Annotated in this window: 16 protein-coding genes; 12 read left to right on the forward strand and 4 right to left on the reverse strand. The window is 57.8% G+C overall.

Features of this window, described 5'->3' with window-relative positions:
• Positions 1–11 precede the first annotated feature (11 nt).
• Genes KO498_RS09540 through glmU form a run of 3 tightly spaced genes read right to left on the reverse strand, consistent with a single transcriptional unit; the run spans position 12 to position 3673 of the window.
• Positions 12–497 (reverse strand): DUF2569 domain-containing protein, encoded by a 486-nt coding sequence (locus tag KO498_RS09540; RefSeq protein WP_215959678.1) that lies wholly within the window; start codon positions 495–497, stop codon positions 12–14.
• Positions 494–2317, reverse strand: a complete 1824-nt coding sequence (gene glmS / locus KO498_RS09545; RefSeq protein ID WP_215959679.1) for a glutamine--fructose-6-phosphate transaminase (isomerizing) — start codon at positions 2315–2317, stop codon at positions 494–496. Before glmS ends, KO498_RS09540 begins: the two co-directional genes overlap by 4 nt.
• Positions 2318–3673, reverse strand: coding sequence for a bifunctional UDP-N-acetylglucosamine diphosphorylase/glucosamine-1-phosphate N-acetyltransferase GlmU (glmU, locus tag KO498_RS09550; RefSeq protein ID WP_215959680.1), 1356 nt, complete (start codon positions 3671–3673; stop codon positions 2318–2320).
• Positions 3674–3793: 120 nt separating this feature from the next.
• Between glmU and KO498_RS09555 the strand changes: the two genes are divergently transcribed.
• Entirely contained in the window at positions 3794–4456 is a 663-nt protein-coding gene (locus tag KO498_RS09555; RefSeq protein ID WP_215959681.1) for an HAD-IA family hydrolase, read from the forward strand.
• 173 nt (positions 4457–4629) lie between these two features.
• On the opposite strand, the gene KO498_RS09560 is transcribed toward KO498_RS09555, so the two are convergent.
• Positions 4630–5934 carry an MmgE/PrpD family protein gene (locus tag KO498_RS09560; protein ID WP_215959682.1) on the reverse strand — a complete coding sequence of 435 codons (1305 nt, stop codon included), beginning with the start codon at positions 5932–5934 and terminating at the stop codon, positions 4630–4632.
• A 126-nt stretch (positions 5935–6060) separates the two neighbouring features.
• Between KO498_RS09560 and KO498_RS09565 the strand changes: the two genes are divergently transcribed.
• The 11 genes from KO498_RS09565 (at position 6061) to KO498_RS09615 (ending at position 17068) form a co-directional block, all read left to right on the forward strand.
• On the forward strand, positions 6061–7254 hold the full coding sequence (locus tag KO498_RS09565) for a DegT/DnrJ/EryC1/StrS family aminotransferase (RefSeq protein WP_215959683.1): 1194 nt from the start codon (positions 6061–6063) through the stop codon (positions 7252–7254).
• Positions 7255–7426: 172 nt separating this feature from the next.
• On the forward strand, positions 7427–8590 hold the full coding sequence (locus KO498_RS09570) for an isovaleryl-CoA dehydrogenase (protein WP_215959684.1): 1164 nt from the start codon (positions 7427–7429) through the stop codon (positions 8588–8590).
• Positions 8590–10125: an AMP-binding protein gene (locus tag KO498_RS09575; RefSeq protein WP_215959685.1), complete on the forward strand. Its 1536-nt coding sequence runs from the start codon at positions 8590–8592 to the stop codon at positions 10123–10125. Before KO498_RS09570 ends, KO498_RS09575 begins: the two co-directional genes overlap by 1 nt.
• Positions 10122–10712 (forward strand): hypothetical protein, encoded by a 591-nt coding sequence (locus tag KO498_RS09580; protein WP_215959686.1) that lies wholly within the window; start codon positions 10122–10124, stop codon positions 10710–10712. The genes KO498_RS09575 and KO498_RS09580 overlap by 4 nt, the downstream gene beginning before the upstream one ends.
• Before the next feature lie 43 nt (positions 10713–10755).
• Positions 10756–12360, forward strand: coding sequence for a carboxyl transferase domain-containing protein (locus tag KO498_RS09585; RefSeq protein WP_215959687.1), 1605 nt, complete (start codon positions 10756–10758; stop codon positions 12358–12360).
• Complete coding sequence (locus KO498_RS09590) at positions 12357–12803, forward strand: thermonuclease family protein (protein WP_215959688.1); 447 nt, start codon at positions 12357–12359, stop codon at positions 12801–12803. The genes KO498_RS09585 and KO498_RS09590 overlap by 4 nt, the downstream gene beginning before the upstream one ends.
• A 49-nt stretch (positions 12804–12852) precedes the next feature.
• Positions 12853–13278: an ASCH domain-containing protein gene (locus KO498_RS09595; RefSeq protein ID WP_215959689.1), complete on the forward strand. Its 426-nt coding sequence runs from the start codon at positions 12853–12855 to the stop codon at positions 13276–13278.
• Positions 13271–15220 carry an acetyl/propionyl/methylcrotonyl-CoA carboxylase subunit alpha gene (locus KO498_RS09600; RefSeq protein ID WP_215959690.1) on the forward strand — a complete coding sequence of 650 codons (1950 nt, stop codon included), beginning with the start codon at positions 13271–13273 and terminating at the stop codon, positions 15218–15220. Before KO498_RS09595 ends, KO498_RS09600 begins: the two co-directional genes overlap by 8 nt.
• Positions 15217–15537: a glutathione S-transferase C-terminal domain-containing protein gene (locus KO498_RS09605; protein WP_215959691.1), complete on the forward strand. Its 321-nt coding sequence runs from the start codon at positions 15217–15219 to the stop codon at positions 15535–15537. The genes KO498_RS09600 and KO498_RS09605 overlap by 4 nt, the downstream gene beginning before the upstream one ends.
• Positions 15534–16217, forward strand: a complete 684-nt coding sequence (locus KO498_RS09610; RefSeq protein ID WP_215959692.1) for a glutathione S-transferase family protein — start codon at positions 15534–15536, stop codon at positions 16215–16217. Before KO498_RS09605 ends, KO498_RS09610 begins: the two co-directional genes overlap by 4 nt.
• Positions 16214–17068, forward strand: a complete 855-nt coding sequence (locus KO498_RS09615; protein WP_215959693.1) for a hydroxymethylglutaryl-CoA lyase — start codon at positions 16214–16216, stop codon at positions 17066–17068. The genes KO498_RS09610 and KO498_RS09615 overlap by 4 nt, the downstream gene beginning before the upstream one ends.

Below are 17068 nucleotides of genomic sequence, written 5' to 3' on the forward strand. Positions count from 1 at the left end.
GGTTAGGCTGCTTATAGCATGAATGTGTCTTTTGATCGCTGCGAGATCAGCACGTAGGGGCACCAGACGCACAGCGTAAAGACCCCCCTAAGGAGTTGTTTTGCGGTCTCAGGATCAAACATCGGCTCATTCGGTAAAATGAGCGTAATGGCGTAGGCGTCACCCAAAATGAACACCAGAGAAAAGACGGCAATGACGGTGTAGGCCTTGGGAAAACGCTCTTTTCTGTTGAAAAACAGATAGGCGATCCAAATGGCGGCGCAAATGAATAGACCGTTGAAGATCATTTCAGACCAGAGCAGGGGCTTCCACATGGCGTGATAGAACTCGGAACTCGGTGTTGTGAGCAAGGCGTAGGTGCTGTCAGAGAACAAGGCGGAGTAAAGCGGCACGACTTGAATGAGCAACACAAATGGGCTGAGCACGATGCCGATCGCCAAGAGAACGAGCCAGCCGCCGATCGGCAGAGGGGGTCTTGGTGTCGGGGCGTCTGTCATTCTACTGTCACCGACTTTGCGAGGTTGCGGGGTTGGTCGACGTCGGTACCTTTAGCAATTGCGGTGTGGTAGGCTAAAAGCTGTGCAGGGACGGCATACAGAATGGGCGTGAGCGCGTCAGGGACGGTGGGCATGGTGATGGTCATCCAAGTCTCATTGCCGGCTTCTTTTGCGCCGGCTTCATCCGTGATTAGCATGACCTTGCCACCACGGGCCATAACTTCCTGCATGTTGGAAACCGTCTTCTCAAACAGAGCGTCTCGCGGGGCTTTGACGACGACAGGCATGGTTTTGTCGATCAGCGCGATGGGGCCATGTTTGAGCTCTCCTGACGCATAAGCTTCGGCGTGTATGTAGCTGATTTCTTTAAGTTTAAGAGCGCCTTCGTGGGCAAGGGGGAACATGGTTCCGCGCCCAAGAAAAAGCACATCGCGAGCTTCGGCCAGCTTGCGCCCGGCGCGGGCGAAGACCTTGTCGAGGCTGAGGGCTGTGTTCACTGCAGAGGGGATCGAGCGCAGAGCCGATAGGTGATCGGCGAGCTGGGCGTTGTCGATCTCGCCTTTGTCATGTGCTGCCTTGAGGGCAAGCAGGAACAACACTGTCAGCTGACAGGTGAAGGCTTTGGTTGAGGCGACGCCGATCTCGGTTCCGGCAAGAATCGGCAAAGCCAAATCACTTTCACGGGCGATCGAGCTTGTCGGCACGTTGACCACTGACAAGATCGCGCTGGCTTTGCCTTCGCAGTAGCGTAGCGCTGCAAGTGTGTCGGCCGTTTCGCCGGACTGGCTGACAAACAGGGCAGCTGTGCGCGTGGGGATCGGCGGCTCGCGGTAGCGGAACTCGGAGGCAACATCAACCTCGACAGGCATGCGGGCGATCTGCTCGAACCAGTATTTTGCTGTCAGGCAGGCGTAGTATGCCGTGCCACAGGCCACCATAACGAGGCGGTCGACTGTGTTGAAGTCAAAGCCCGCATCGGGAAGGGTTATGTTGTCTCCGCTTTCAGACAGGTAATAGCCGATCGCTTCGGTCAAGACGCGGGGTTGCTCGGCAATTTCCTTTGACATGAAGTGCTTGTGACCGCCTTTGTCGACCTGCACTGTGTCAATCTCGATGGTTTTGATTTCGCGGTTAGCGGGGCGGCGCTCGGCGTCGAGGATCTCCACTTCGGAGCGCGAAATGACAGCGAAGTCGCCTTCTTCGAGGTATGTCACACGGTCGGTCAGCGGGGCGAGGGCGATGGCGTCGGAGCCGACGAACATCTCGCCTTTTCCATAGCCGATGGCCAACGGTGAGCCTTGGCGCGCGGCGATGAGAAGATCGCCTTGACCTTCAAACAGAAAGCACAGCGCATAGGCGCCTTTGAGGCGCTCCACGGTGTTGAGGGCGGCGTCGCGGGGGCTTTGACCCTCATCAAGGTAGGATTGCGCCATAAGCGCGACTGTTTCGGTGTCAGTGTCAGTTTCGTGGCCGATACCCTTCGCGGACAGCTCGGTGCGCAGATCGCGGTAGTTTTCGATGATGCCGTTGTGCACAACCGCGACTTGGCGGGTGCTGTGCGGATGGGCATTTTGCTCGTTGGCCGCGCCGTGGGTTGCCCAGCGGGTGTGGCCGATACCGGCTTTGCCCGTGAGGGGCTCATGCACCAAGCGATCCGAAAGGTTGACCAGCTTGCCAACTGCGCGGCGGCGATCAAGGCGGCCTTCATCGACGGTGGCAATTCCGGCGCTGTCATAACCGCGATACTCAAGCCGTTTGAGAGATTCGACCAAAAGCGGGGCTGCTTCGTGGTCGCCTAAAACACCAACAATTCCACACATCTACTTGCTCTCTTCTTGTTGTTTTTTCTTTTTGGCGCGCAGCTTGTCAAACAGCTTAACTGCGAGGTTGGGCTTGTTGACTTGCGGTGTTCGAGAGATCGCCAATGCGCCATCGGGGACATCGGTATTGATCACGGCGGCTGTGGCAGTCATGGCCTCGTTGCCAACCGTAACTGGCGCGATCAGCATGGTGTTCGACCCAATAAAAGCACGCGCGCCGATCTCTGTATGGTGCTTGAATACGCCGTCATAGTTACAGGTGATCGTGCCTGCGCCGATGTTGGTGTCCGCACCGATGCTGGCATCACCGATGTAAGTGAGGTGATTGGCTTTTGCGCCTTCGGCCAGTGTGGCGTTTTTGATTTCGACAAAATTGCCGACATGGACGTTCTCGCTAAGCTCGGCTCCGGGGCGAAGGCGGGCATAGGGACCAACAATTGCGCCGCGGCTTACGTGGGCGCCTTCGATGTGGGTGAAGGCGCGGATGTGTGCGCCGTTCTCGACAGTCACTTCGGGGCCGAAGACCACGTTTGGCTCGATGATTGTATCTGCGCCGATGTAGGTGTCGTGGGCAAAGAACACGGTTTCGGGCGCGGTGAGGGTGACACCGCTTTCAAGCGCCTCAATGCGGGCGCGTGACTGAAAGGCGGCCTCGGCAGCGGCCAAGTCAGCGCGCGAGTTGACGCCCATTGTTTCGGCTTCGTCGCAGGCAACGGCGGTTGCCGAGAGGCCAGCCTTGCGGGCGAGGCCGATGATGTCGGTGAGGTAGTATTCGCCCGAGGCGTTGTCGTTGGTGACTTGCTCTAGCAGCCCGAACATGTGCTTATTCGAAGATAGGATAACACCACTATTACAAAACGTTATCGATCGTTCTTCATCTGATGCATCTTTGAACTCAACGATGCGCTCAAGGTTTTCACCCTCCATCACCAAGCGGCCATAACGGCCTGCATCGGCAGCTTCAAAGCCGAGCACGACCACATCAAATTCCGCGCGGGCGGCGTTCATTGCTTCCAGCGTTTGCTGGCTGATAAAGGGCGTGTCACCATACAGCACCAAGGCGTCGCCTGTGGCGCCTGCGAGGGCCTCTTGAGCGCATAGCACGGCGTGGCCTGTGCCGTTTTGTTCGGCTTGCAGAACGACTTGCGCGTCCTCGTCGAAATCTATCGCGGCGGCGCTGACAGCGTCAAATCCGTGGCCCGCGACGATCACGGTATGGGCGGGATCAAGGGCCGCTCCGGCTTTCATCGCGTGGATGAGCAGCGGCGCTCCAGCAACCTTATGCAAAACCTTGGGCATGTCGGAGTGCATGCGTGTGCCTTTGCCTGCGGCCAGGATAATCAGGTTGGTGCTCATATGGTTTCTCTTGCCTTTTTGCTTGAGGCCCGTTTTATCCGCTGTGGCGCATAGCACAAGAGCGCAGATATCAAGCAATGTTGCGAGATGTGACAAGGCAGGCAGCAGCGGGAGCAGGACATGCGCACAGTTATTTTTGATCTGGATGGAACTTTGGCTGACACCAGCGGTGATTTGCTGGCCGCTGCGAACGTTGTTTTCCGCCAACTGGGCGAAGGTGATGTGCTGACTGTCGAGCGCGATGCCGGCGTGGCTTTGCGCGGTGGCAAGGCTATGCTGCGGCGTGGGCTTGAGCACCTCGGGCGACCAGACGAGGCTTTCGTCGAAGCCAATTATAAGGCGCTGTTGCAGGCATACGGGGCAGCGCTTGATACACACACGGTGTTTTATGACGGCGCGCTGGAGGCGGTTGAAGAGCTCAAGAGGCGTGGCTTTGGTGTTGGGATTTGCACGAACAAACCCGAGGGGCTTGCGCGTGAGTTGATGCGCCGTTTAGGGGCGCTGGATATGTTTGCCTCGCTCGTCGGCGCAGACACATTGCCGGTGCGCAAGCCCGACCCTGCGCCGTTGTTTGAGGCGGCACGGCTTGCGGGCGGAGCACCTGAGCGCTGTTTGCTTGTGGGGGACTCTGACACCGATCGCAACACCGCCAGAGCGGCTGGTGTGCCGAGTGTACTGGTCACGTTCGGCCCATCAGGCGAGGATATGGCAGCGCTTGAGCCTGAGGCCTTGCTTGAGCGGTATGAAGATTTACCAGAATTGGCCGAAAGCTTGCTTCTTTAGCGGCTTAAAGCCGTTTCGAGATTAAGTTGAGGCACAACTTGATTTCGAAGCGCGCACAGCACCAATAGTTTGCACGCGCTTCGCCTTCACCTTCTGTCTCAACAATAAGTCCAAGCGCTTTAGGCAAGTCTTGAACTCCAGCGTTCAAGTCAAAAGAAACGCTGGAGTTCAGTTTACACTTTTGCGAGCAAGAGACTGGACAATATCGAAAGGGGCGTGTTGTCCAGTGCTTCGAGGGCATCTTCGATAGCATTGGCACGCGGTAAGCCAAGCACAGGGTCAGCTAGGTTGTGGTACTTTTCGCGGAGCTCTGCTTCAGTTGGCGGGGCCGTGTGGTCCCATTTTGGCTCCATCCAGTCTGAGGTATGTGTTGCGCCGCTGGTGAGGGTCAGTGTTACGCGGGCGAGACGTTTGAGGGGGAAGGGGGCGTTGGCGTGCTCATGTTCGCGCATTTCCGTGGCGCGAGATAGGCGCAGAATTTCGGGGTCGTTCAAGGCATCGTCTGCGATGTCGGCTGGCGTAACGTCGCCACGCGCAATGGCAACCGCGACAGGGAAAGACGTGCTGTATTGCGCTTCCTCAGTTGTTTTTGGTTGGGACGTGGCGAGGCGCACGCTTTCATGGAAGGTTTCGACAGTGACTTTGTCCACTTGTTGTGACGTAAGCGAATGGGTTTTGAGCAAGGATAGGGCTGCTTCGATGGGAGCCTGAGCCCAGCGACAGACGGGGTAGGGCTTGTAGTATTGTTCGTGCACATACCAGCGTTGGCCGAGGTCTTTCCAATGCTCAGGTGCGTTTTCGACCGTGATCGCTGGTGCGCCGGTGAAGCCTCTAAGGGCGAGTTTGGTCGCGGACACGCCCGTCATTGCGCCCCAGCCGGAGCCGTCTTTCAACATTGTCGGATGGTCAATGCAGCGCATCATTTGGCTGCGGGGGCCGTGGTATTCGGCAATGCCGAGCGCGTGGCGCGTTTGAGCACTAGATAGTTTCAGTAGCTTGGCGCAGGCAGCGGCGGCTGTAACTGCGCCCCAACTGCCAGATGTGTGATAGTCAGGCACGGTGCGATGCTGGGCGACAGAGGCGCGCGCGCCGAACTCGTAACCCATTGTGATGCTGGCAAGAAAACCAGCACCTGAAACATTGCTTTCGTGGCCGATTGCGAGAGCAGCCGAGAAAAGTGGGCAACCGATGTGGCCTTTGGCTGGGTTAAAGCCGTCGTGGCCATCAAGGCTGTCTATCAACATGCCTCCCGCAAGAGCGGCCCCGCTGGCTGAAGCCTGATGAGGCGAGAACAGGAGTGGCTGTGTGCCGCCCCATTCTTCAGAAGCGTGCGCCGCAATAATCTGGCTGAGGCGTGTTGATGTTCCGCCTGCGGCTACCCCGATCAAGTCAAGCAGGCTGAGTTTGGTTTGGGCCTGTGTTGCCGGGGCAATATCTTGCCATTGAAGGGCGTGAATGAATGTCAGAGGTTTTGTCATACTGTGAGCCTGCGTGCTGCGGGAAAGCGCGTCTGTTGGTTTAGCGACATTTTGTAGTATTAGTTGCGACGGCCGAGTCGCATGACAACGATTGACGGCTGCCAGCAGGCCGCGCAATAAAGGCATATGCAAGAGATTTTTACCGGCAGTTTTACCCAGCAAGAACCGATCCCTGATGAAGGGATCGTAGCAGCACTTGAGGTTATGCGCAGCGGGCGATTGCACCGCTACAATGTGGCTGAAGGCGAGTTTGGCGAAACGGCGCTATTGGAGCAGGAGTTTGCGGGGGCAATGGGCGCGCGGTTCTGCGTCGCGGTGGCTTCGGGAGGCTATGCGATGGCCTGCTCTCTTAGGGCTTTGGGGGTGAAGGCCGGAGACAAGGTCCTGACCAATGCGTTTACGCTTGCACCGGTGCCCGGTGCGATTGCGTCGCTCGGGGCGGTGCCCTTGTTTGTCGGTGTAACCGAAGCTTTAACAATTGATCTCGAGGACCTGGCGGCCAAAGCTGATCAAGCCGAGGTCTTGATGCTCAGTCACATGCGTGGGCATCTGGCCGACATGGATGCGCTTATGCTGCTTTGCAATAAGCATGGCGTTAAAGTGATTGAAGATTGCGCACATACAATGGGCGCAACATGGAATGGCCGGTTGTCGGGCACTGATGGTGTCATCGGGTGCTACTCGACGCAGACATACAAACATCTGAATTCGGGTGAAGGCGGCCTGTTGATCACCGATGACGAGGTGCTGGCAGCAAAGGCGATTGTTCTGTCAGGGTCCTATATGCTCTACGAGCGGCACCTCGCTGCGCCAGCGCCGGAGGTGTTCGAAAAAATCAAGTATCACACGCCAAATGTTTCCGGCCGGATGGACAACCTTCGTGCTGCCATTTTACGGCCCCAGCTGCGCAAACTGGGTAAGCAATGCGCAGCTTGGAACGAACGCTATTCGTGCGTCGAATCCGGCTTGCGGGGCACGCCCGGTCTGCAAATTGTCGAGCGGTCCGAACAAGAAAACTATGTCGGATCCTCGATCCAGTTTCTACTGCTTGACTGGGAAAGCTGCAAAATCAACAGCGTGATTGATCGCTGCTTGGCGCGAGGCGTTGAGCTCAAGTGGTTCGGTGGGGCCGAGCCTTCAGGCTTTACCAGCCGCTATGACAGCTGGCGTTACGCGCCTAGCGACAAGATGCCTTCGAGCGATCGTGTTCTTTCAAGTATCCTTGATATGCGTTTGCCGCTCACTTTCAGCGTTGAAGATTGCGCGCTCATCGCCCGGATTATCAAAGCTGAAGTCAGTGCTGTCTATCAATCAGGCTAAGCCTTTTTCTTGGTGAAATATCCTAGGGGGTGCGGGGGACAACGTCCCCCGCTTCAGTCGTCCCGCGCCGAAGGCGTGGGGCGAAACCCTTGCAAAACTCTGAACGGGTTGAACCGAATCGAGCCTTGAGTTAGTAAATGAACAAGTGTTCAATAAATCGGGAGGATTACCCATGTTCTTGGGATCAATGAAGTTTGAATTGGGCGAGGATGTCACTGCCTTGCAAGATATGGTGCATCGCTGGGCGCAAGAGCGCGTCAAGCCCATGGCGGCCGAAATCGACACCAAAAACGAGTTTCCGAATGAATTGTGGAAAGAGATGGGCGATCTGGGCCTGCTTGGCATCACAACGCCCGAAGAATACGGCGGGGCGGGCATGTCCTACCTGGCGCATGTCATCGCGGTAGAAGAAATCGCTCGTGCATCTGCCTCCGTCAGTCTCTCCTATGGAGCACACTCAAACCTCTGTGTGAACCAGATCAAGCTCAACGGCTCTGACGAGCAAAAGCACAAGTACCTCCCCAAGCTGCTTAGCGGCGAACACGTTGGTGCATTGGCGATGTCCGAGCCTTCCGCTGGTTCCGACGTCGTCTCGATGAAGCTGCGCGCCGAAAAGCGCAATGACCGTTTCGTGCTCAACGGCAACAAATACTGGATAACCAACGGCCCTGACGCTGAAACTCTGGTTGTTTATGCCAAAACTGATCCTGACGCCGGCACCAAGGGCATCACGGCGTTTATCGTCGAGAAGAGTATGAAGGGTTTTTCCACCAGCCCGCATTTTGACAAGCTCGGCATGCGCGGTTCCAACACCGCCGAACTGATCTTTGAAGACGTAGAAGTGCCGTTCGAGAATATCCTCGGCGAAGAGGGTAAAGGCGTGCGCGTTCTGATGTCGGGCCTTGATTACGAGCGCGTCGTGCTGGCTGGTATCGGCACCGGCATCATGGCAGCATGTCTCGATGAGGTCATGCCCTACATGGCCGAGCGCAAGCAGTTCGGGCAGCCGATCGGAACCTTCCAGCTGATGCAAGGCAAGATCGCGGATATGTATACCAAGATGAACTCGGCGCGGGCATACGTCTATGAGGCCGCGCGCGCCTGTGATCGCGGTGATATCACCCGTCAGGACGCCGCTGCTTGCTGTTTGTATGCTTCGGAAGAGGCGATGGTTGTTGCCCACCAAGCCGTGCAGGCCTTTGGTGGTGCGGGCTTTTTGGCCGACAATCCCTGCGGGCGTATCTTCCGTGATGCCAAACTGATGGAGATCGGCGCAGGCACCAGTGAAATCCGCCGTATGCTGATCGGGCGCGAGCTGATGAACATGCATCTGTGATGCTGACAGCCGCCACCACATATGATGCGCTGCGGGAGGGCTTTGACTGGGCCGTTCCCGAACGATTGAATATGGCGGCGCAGGTATTGGCGCATCCGCGTGAGCAGGTGGCGATTGTTGATCTCTCGGAAGGGCGGCGGGAGGTCACTTATGGTGAGCTTGCGGATATGTCAGGGCGGTTGGCGGCGGAGTTGTCAAAGCGAGTCGCCCCTGGAGACCGTGTTGGTGTGTTGTTCTCACAAGACGCCTGGTGTGCCGCCGCGCATATTGCGATATGGAAGATTGGCTGCATTTCCGTGCCGCTGTTCAAGCTGTTCAAGCGCGACGCGTTAGCAAGCCGGATTGGTGACAGCGGGCTTGCGCTTGTGGTGTCTGACGCCGAGGGCGCCGGCATGATAGGTGACATGGCCGAGGCAATAGTGCCTTTTGATTTGCCCGAGGGCGATGTGGCGCTCGTTGATACGGCGTCTGAAGAGCCTGCGGTGCTGATCTACACTTCGGGAACGACTGGCAAGCCTAAGGGTGCTTTGCATGCGCACCGCGTGTTGACAGGGCATTTGCCCGGCGTTGAGATGAGCCATGATTTTCTTGGACATGAGGGCGATTGTTTGTGGACGCCTGCCGACTGGGCGTGGATCGGTGGCTTGTTTGATGTGCTGATGCCAGGTCTGGCGCTGGGCGTGCCTGTGGTTGCGGCTCGTTTGCCAAAGTTTACGGCGAGCGAGGCTGCGCGCATTTGCCAAGAGGGCGCCGTACGCAACGTGTTTTTCCCACCAACGGCTTTGCGGATGCTCAAAGCCGCCAACCAAACCATAGCCGGTTTGCGCTCGGTCGCGTCCGGCGGCGAGCCTCTGGGGGCTGAAATGCTCGCATGGGGGCGCGAGGCTTTCGGGGTGAGTATAAACGAGTTTTACGGGCAGACCGAGTGCAACATGTGTGTGTCTTCCTGCGCAATCCTGTTTGAGCCAACGGGCGGCGCGACGGGCAAAGCTGTTCCCGGGTTTGACCTTGCCGTGATTGACGAGCGTGGCGACGTGACAGAGGCTGAAGGCGACATTGCTGTAAAGCGTGGCGCGGCGTCGATGATGCTGAAATACTGGAACAATCCTCAAGCCAGTGCCGAGAAGTTTCGCGGTGATTGGCTGGTGACCGGTGACAAGGGCGTGATGGAAGGTGATGTCATCCGCTTTGTGGGCCGTGAGGATGACGTCATTTCCTCCGGTGGCTACCGGATCGGCCCCGCAGAAATTGAAGACTGTCTGATGACCCACGCTTCTGTTGCGACAGTGGGTGTCGTTGGCAAACCCGATCCTTTGCGCCATGAAATTGTGAAGGCATATGTTGTGCTAAAAGACGGCGCTGGTGCTTCAGCGGCGGAGCTTCAGGACTATGTTAAAGCAAGATTGGCGAGCTATAGCTACCCGCGCGAAGTTGCGTTTGTAGAAGCGCTGCCGATGACGGTGACGGGCAAAGTTATCCGCAAAGAGCTTAAGGCACGGGCTGTGATGGAAGCCGCTTCGGAGGCAGATCTATGAGAGGGCTGTTACTCATTATTGCACTTGCCGTCTGCGCACAGCGACTATCGGCAGAAGAACTTGAGTTTATCGCCGACTTTGACAGCTGTAAGGATGCCGAGATCGCACGTTTTGAGCTTGATCGGGTGCGGGCGGTCTCAGAATTGTACCAGGGTCAAGCCGATCATGTAGAAGCCGCGCAGATCGATGTTTGTGGGGTGAACGGAATTATCTTGTGTGATCGCAGTGATGAACCTTTGGCCTGTCAGCATGCCTTGGCTGCGAAGATGGAAGCGTTGCGTGTTGAAATTTTGGCCTCTTTGCCTGCGCCCGAGAGTTTGGACGCTGACATGGAGCAGCCTTCAGGGGCGCTTTATGAGAAGGTCTGGGCATTGGCGTCTGGCAGCTCTGCGGGGCCGGATTGTGCGGGCAATACGCCTGTGCTGGAAGCGTGGTGCGAAGCCCGCGAGGCAACACGGCGGGTTGAATTGGCCGTTCTCGCTTATCAGCTGGCGCGTGATCAAGGCACAGTAGCGCAGGCATATGAGCTTGGCTGGGCGCGAGTGCCTGCTCCGGTGAGGCCGAGAGTCCGCGAGGCGAATAAATAATGTACTCATATCAATTCAGAAATTTCTCAAAATTGGAGACAGCATGAAACTGCAATCACAAGCGATCCCGACGAGTGAACAGTTTAAGGCCAACGTCGAGGGGCACGAAGCGGCCCTGCGTATGGTGCAGGAGGCGGCTGATGCGGCGGCGCTTGGTGGCGGGGAGCGGAGCCGTGAGCGGCATCTGAGCCGTGGCAAGATGCTCCCACGTGATCGTGTGGCGAACTTGTTGGATGCTGGCAGTCCTTTCCTTGAGGTCGGGGCCACTGCGGCGCACGGGATGTATGAAAATGCGGCACCGGGCGCGGGGGTTATTGCGGGCATTGGCCTTGTCAGCGGGCAGGAGTGCATGATCGTATGCAATGATGCCACCGTCAAAGGCGGCACCTACTTTCCAATGACCGTGAAGAAGCACCTGCGCGCTCAGGAGATCGCGGAAGAGAACATGCTGCCGTGTATTTACCTTGTTGACAGTGGCGGCGCGAACCTGCCGCAGCAGGATGAGGTCTTCCCCGACCGCGACCACTTTGGCCGGATTTTCTACAACCAGGCCAATATGAGCGCCAAGGGCATTCCGCAGATTGCTGTTGTCATGGGCTCATGCACGGCGGGGGGCGCTTATGTGCCTGCGATGTCTGATGTGACCATTATTGTGAAGGAACAAGGCACGATCTTTCTGGCGGGCCCTCCGCTGGTGAAGGCTGCGACGGGTGAAGTTGTAACAGCGGAAGACTTGGGCGGCGGCGATGTGCATACGCGCCTTTCGGGCGTGGCTGACTATTTGGCAGAGGATGACGGCCATGCTCTGGCTTTGGCGCGGCGGGCTGTCGAGCATTTGAACCGTCAGAAGCCTTTGACGGTTGATTGGCGCAACAGTGAAGAGCCGGCTTATGATCCCGACGAGATCTTTGGCGTCGTACCTGCCGATTTGCGCACGCCTTATGACATTCGCGAAGTGATCGCGCGCCTTGTCGACGGCTCGCGCTTTGACGAGTTCAAGCCGCGCTATGGCGAGACGCTGGTGACGGGGTTTGCGCATGTGAAGGGTTGCCCTGTCGGGATTGTTGCCAACAACGGCGTGTTGTTCAGCGAGGCGGCGCAGAAGGGCGCGCACTTCATCGAGCTTTGTTCGCAGCGTAAGATCCCGTTGGTGTTCTTGCAAAACATCACCGGCTTTATGGTCGGCCGTAAATATGAGAACGAGGGTATCGCGCGGCATGGGGCGAAAATGGTGACGGCAGTGGCCAGCACCAAGGTGCCCAAGGTGACGATGCTGGTGGGCGGCTCGTTCGGGGCTGGCAACTACGGCATGGCGGGGCGGGCCTATAGCCCACGTTTCCTCTGGACATGGCCGAACAGCCGCATCTCTGTGATGGGAGGAGAGCAGGCGGCGGGTGTTCTGGCGACAGTGAAGCGCGATGGCATCGAACGCAAAGGCGAAACATGGTCAACCGAAGAGGAGGCCAAGTTCAAGCAACCGACGATTGATATGTTCGAAGAACAGTCGCACCCGCTTTATGCCAGCGCGCGGCTTTGGGATGATGGCATCATTGACCCGCGCAAGAGCCGTGAAGTTTTGGCTTTGAGCTTACGTGCGGCATTGAACGCACCGATTGAAGACACACGCTTTGGTGTGTTCCGGATGTGAGCAGGTTCTGGAAACGGGTTATCGTTGGTTGGCTCTTGGTGATGGGGCTTTGGAGCGGGGCAGCGCAGATGTGGGAGCGCAATATGGGCACAGCAGGTGAGTGTATGGTTGGCTACGTATATGACGGAGACACTGTCGAGTTGGAGTGTGGCGGGCGTGATCAGACGGCGAGGTTGGTCGGATTTGATACGCCGGAGACCAAAGACCCGGGGTGTGAAGCCGAGCGGGCGCTGGGCGAGAAGGCCAAGAAACGGTTGCGCGAGATCATCGCCAATAGTGATGTCTCGTACCGGCGATTGGGGCATGACAAATACGGCCGCAAGTTAATCAGGCTTACGGCTGATGGGGTTGATGTCGGTGATACTTTGATCGGTGAAGAGCTTGCTGTGGCTTACACAGGCGGCAGCCGGATTAACTGGTGTGTGAAGCTGGGGGCGCAATGAGAGATTTTAAAAAGAAAAAGTCGGATGTTGGAATAAGGAGAGTGCTGTTGTGAGGACCTTACAAGAGATTATTGATGCCAACCCCGAAGCCGAGACCTTTCGCTTTGGCGACAGTGAGGCACTTTGCAACAAGATACTGGCGTTGGTGCGGTCGGGCAAGAAAACGGCGACCTGTGAGGCTTTGCGGGTTTATGGCAGAGGCGGTGACGAGATGCCAAGTGTCGGCCGCAGAGATATAGCCCTTGAGTGGGACGGGCGGCCTGCCGTGATGTTGGAGACAGTTGAAGTCACCACGCGCAGGTTTGTCGATATGGACGACGAGTTTGTCGCTGCGCAGGGCGAGTTTAGCGATCTGGCGCAATGGGAGCAGAGCTACGAGGCCTATTTCAAGCGCAATGGCGGTTTTGATACTGGCATGGAGCTGATGTGTGAACGGTTCCGCGTCGTCGAGGATTTTGGAGGAAGCAATGTTTGATAAGATACTGATAGCCAACCGAGGCGAAATCGCTTGTCGGGTGATCGAAAGCGCGCGCGGACTTGGCGTGAAGACGGTTGCGGTGTTCTCGGATGCTGATCGCGCGAGCAAGCATGTGGCGCTGGCCGATGAGGCTGTGCACATCGGAGGCAACGCGCCTTCGGAAAGTTACCTGAAGGGGGATGTGATTATCGCGGCAGCTCGGGCGACGGGCGCGCAGGCGATTCATCCTGGTTATGGCTTTCTCAGCGAAAACCCCGACTTTGTAGATGCCGTTGAGGCGGCGGGGCTTGTGTTTATCGGGCCATCTGCCGATGCGATCCGCGCAATGGGCCTCAAAGACGCTGCCAAGGAGTTGATGGAACAGGCCGGCGTGCCTGTTGTGCCGGGTTATCATGGCAAGGATCAGGATCCTGAGCATTTGTCGGATGCTGCGGATGGGATCGGCTATCCGGTGTTGATCAAGGCGGTTGCGGGCGGCGGCGGCAAGGGCATGCGGCTTGTCGAGAAGCCTGCCGAGTTTCTGGACATGCTGGACAGCGCCAAGAGCGAGGCTAAGACAGCCTTTGGCAACGAAGATGTGCTGATTGAAAAGTTTGTCAGCCAGCCGCGGCACATTGAGGTGCAAGTCTTTGGCGACGGCAAAACTGCTGTGCATCTGTTCGAACGTGATTGCTCTTTGCAGCGGCGGCACCAGAAAGTGATCGAGGAAGCACCAGCGCCGGGGATGACCGAAGAGATGCGCGCTGCGATGGGCGATGCGGGTGTGAAGGCCGCTGAGGCAATCGGTTATAAAGGGGCCGGGACAGTCGAGTTTATCGTAGACGGCTCGCGTGGGCTGAGAGCTGACGGCTTCTGGTTTATGGAGATGAACACGCGCTTGCAGGTGGAACACCCTGTGACAGAGGCCATTACCGGCGTTGACCTGGTTGAGTGGCAGCTCAGGGTGGCCTCGGGCGAGGCACTGCCCAAGCAGCAACATGAGCTGAGCATCAACGGCCACGCTTTCGAGAGCCGCTTGTATGCGGAAGATGTGCCTAAGGGCTTTCTGCCGGCGACGGGCACGCTTGAGCGGCTGAAGTTCCCCGAAGGCGCGCGCAGTGACAGTGGGGTTCGTCAAGGCGACAGTATCAGTCCGCATTACGACCCGATGATCGCCAAGGTGATCACCCACGGGCCGAGCCGCGAGGTTGCGCTGAGCCGTATGGCGGCTGCATTGGCGGCAACGCAAGTGGGCGGAACCGTGACCAACCTTGGCTTCCTCGGGGCGCTATGTGCGCATAAGGGGTTTGCCAACGGCGAGGTAGATACGGGTCTGATTGGCCGCGATCTGGACAGCCTCGTGCAAGCGCCAATGCCTACAGACGCTGATGTGGCGCTCGCGGCATTGGCTGCGCTGGGCTTGCTAGAAACCCGCTGGGATACTGGCTTTGGCCTCTGGAGCGCGATGCAGCAGCAAGTTGGCCTGCGTTTTGGTGAGGAAGAGATCCAAGCGACTGTCATGAGCCGTGGCCCTGACGCGCATGATGTGCAGCTTAATGAGGTCACGCTAGAGGCACGCCGCATTGGCGAGCGCTGGTGGGTTGCCGACGAACCTGCACCTGAAGTTGTGGCGACGCAGGACAAGGTCTTTGTCTTTGCGCAATATGGCCTTGCATTTGATGTCATCGATCCATTGGCACGAGATGCCTCTACCGGTGGTGACGGCGGCCTTATCGAAGCGCCGATGCCGGGGTTGGTAAAGGCTGTGTTTGCCCAAGTCGGTCAAGACGTTAAGGCGGGCGACAGGCTGGCTATCCTGGAAGCGATGAAGATGGAGCATTCACTCTTGGCCGCGCGTGACGGGGTGATCGCGGAAGTGCTCACCGAGGCGGGAGCGCAAGTTGAGGCGGGGGCAGCCCTTGTGCGCCTTGAGGAGGAAGAGGGAGAAGCCGCGGCATGATGTCAACTCTGACCGGCTATCAAGACAGCGTCTACAGTTGGTGCGCGCGCGCTGGCTTGAAGGCCAAAGGTGTGGTGCACGCATATGAGGAGTTAGACCCGTTCAGAGAGAAGGGGCTGGTGCTGAAGATGGCCTCGCTCACGGTTGCAGACCTGATGCTGGCCCCTATGCTGCAGTACTTTACAGCGGCTTCGCACGGAGTTGGGCAAATGCAAACCTATCCGGCCCTCGCACGTCGGCTGGGTTGGACAGACAAACACTCCGCCTTTTCCTCAACACGCCCCAAAATGCTTGAACGAGCGGGAGAGCTTCAATGATCACCCTTCACCACGTCCCCCAGAGCCGCTCGATGCGCGTGCTGTGGCTTTTACACGAGCTTGAAGTGCCCTTTCAGGTTGTCATTCACCCGTTTGACAAGTCGCTGCGTTCGCCCGAATTCCTGTCGCTTTCGCCAGCGGGGCGGGTTCCTGCGCTGGAGATCGAAGGCGAACGAATGTTTGAGAGCGGTGCTATGATCGAATACCTTTGCGAGCGCTTCTCGGAGGAGCGGATGGGGCGGATGCCCGGCACGCCGGACAGGATGGCTTGGTTGACGTGGCTGCACTTTGCCGAAACCGTCTCGGCCCACGCGGCGACGCTGACGCAGCAGCATATCATGCTTTATGATGACAAGATGCGCTCGCCCTATGTGATGAAGCTTGAGGCGGCGCGACTGGCGAAATGTTATGAGGCCATTGAAGCCCGGCTGTCGACCCCGATCGAGAACCGCGACTATTTGCTCACAAGCGGTTTCTCGGCTGTCGACATTGCTGTCGGGCAGGCTGTCTATATCGGCAAGCATTTCGCCAAGATCGACGCTTTCCCCGAGTTGAGTGCTTGGTATGAGCGCATCAGCGGGCGTGAGTCCTTTCAGGCGTCATTGCCGCAGGGGGAACAGCGGGTTTACGAGCAAGAGTTCTATCCGGCGTGGCCGCTGCCAAAGGAGGGTAACGCATGAGTAATTATGTCGAGATATTTGAAGTCGGCCCACGCGACGGCTTGCAAAACGAAAAGCGCCAAATTCCGGCTGGCGAGAAGATCGCTTTGGTCGATTGTCTCTCGAGCGCTGGGTTTAAGCGCATTGAGGTTGCCAGTTTTGTCAGCCCCAAATGGGTGCCGCAAATGGCCGACAGCGCCGATGTGCTGGCTGGGATCAGACGGGCAGAAGGTGTGTCGTATGCAGCCCTAACACCCAACATGCGCGGCTTTGAAGGCGCTGTGGCCGCCAAGGCTGACGAGATCGCCATTTTTGGCTCGGCTTCCGAGGGCTTTTCGAAGGCCAATATCAACGCCAGCATTGCCGAGAGCCTTGAGAGGTTTGCGCCTGTGGCAGAAGCGGCCAAAGCGACGGGGCTTCCTATGCGCGGTTATATCTCTTGCGTGACAGACTGCCCCTATGACGGGCCGACCCCGCCGGCGGCTGTGGCGAAGGTTGCTAATGCGCTGCGGGCGATGGGCTGTTACGAGATTAGTTTCGGTGACACAATCGGGCAAGGCACACCCGAGAGCATCGACGCGATGCTTGCGGCTGTTTTGGAAGAGGTGCCTGCGGACGCGATTGCGGGTCACTACCATGACACGGCGGGCAGGGCGCTTGACAACATCGAAGCCTCACTGGCGCGTGGTGTGCGGGTGTTTGACGCTGCCGTCGGTGGGCTTGGCGGCTGCCCATATGCGCCGGGCGCTGCGGGGAACGTGGCGACCGAAGCTGTGCAAGACAGGCTTGTAGCGCTGGGCTACGAGACGGGCCTTAAGCGGGACATAATTATACAAGCGGCCGCTATGACGCGGGTAATGCGGGAGAGTTGA

It is taken from the genome of Lentibacter algarum, assembly GCF_018860975.1.
Classification (GTDB): domain Bacteria; phylum Pseudomonadota; class Alphaproteobacteria; order Rhodobacterales; family Rhodobacteraceae; genus Lentibacter; species Lentibacter algarum_A.

What these genes read in the sequence shown, in the direction of transcription:
- KO498_RS09540 (WP_215959678.1), bottom strand. Translation starts at nt 497, where the DNA reads ATGACAGACGCCCCGACACCAAGACCCCCTCTGCCGATCGGCGGCTGG.
- glmS (WP_215959679.1), bottom strand. Translation starts at nt 2,317, where the DNA reads ATGTGTGGAATTGTTGGTGTTTTAGGCGACCACGAAGCAGCCCCGCTT.
- glmU (WP_215959680.1), bottom strand. Translation starts at nt 3,673, where the DNA reads ATGAGCACCAACCTGATTATCCTGGCCGCAGGCAAAGGCACACGCATG.
- KO498_RS09555 (WP_215959681.1), top strand. Translation starts at nt 3,794, where the DNA reads ATGCGCACAGTTATTTTTGATCTGGATGGAACTTTGGCTGACACCAGC.
- KO498_RS09560 (WP_215959682.1), bottom strand. Translation starts at nt 5,934, where the DNA reads ATGACAAAACCTCTGACATTCATTCACGCCCTTCAATGGCAAGATATT.
- KO498_RS09565 (WP_215959683.1), top strand. Translation starts at nt 6,061, where the DNA reads ATGCAAGAGATTTTTACCGGCAGTTTTACCCAGCAAGAACCGATCCCT.
- KO498_RS09570 (WP_215959684.1), top strand. Translation starts at nt 7,427, where the DNA reads ATGTTCTTGGGATCAATGAAGTTTGAATTGGGCGAGGATGTCACTGCC.
- KO498_RS09575 (WP_215959685.1), top strand. Translation starts at nt 8,590, where the DNA reads ATGCTGACAGCCGCCACCACATATGATGCGCTGCGGGAGGGCTTTGAC.
- KO498_RS09580 (WP_215959686.1), top strand. Translation starts at nt 10,122, where the DNA reads ATGAGAGGGCTGTTACTCATTATTGCACTTGCCGTCTGCGCACAGCGA.
- KO498_RS09585 (WP_215959687.1), top strand. Translation starts at nt 10,756, where the DNA reads ATGAAACTGCAATCACAAGCGATCCCGACGAGTGAACAGTTTAAGGCC.
- KO498_RS09600 (WP_215959690.1), top strand. Translation starts at nt 13,271, where the DNA reads ATGTTTGATAAGATACTGATAGCCAACCGAGGCGAAATCGCTTGTCGG.
- KO498_RS09605 (WP_215959691.1), top strand. Translation starts at nt 15,217, where the DNA reads ATGATGTCAACTCTGACCGGCTATCAAGACAGCGTCTACAGTTGGTGC.
- KO498_RS09610 (WP_215959692.1), top strand. Translation starts at nt 15,534, where the DNA reads ATGATCACCCTTCACCACGTCCCCCAGAGCCGCTCGATGCGCGTGCTG.
- KO498_RS09615 (WP_215959693.1), top strand. Translation starts at nt 16,214, where the DNA reads ATGAGTAATTATGTCGAGATATTTGAAGTCGGCCCACGCGACGGCTTG.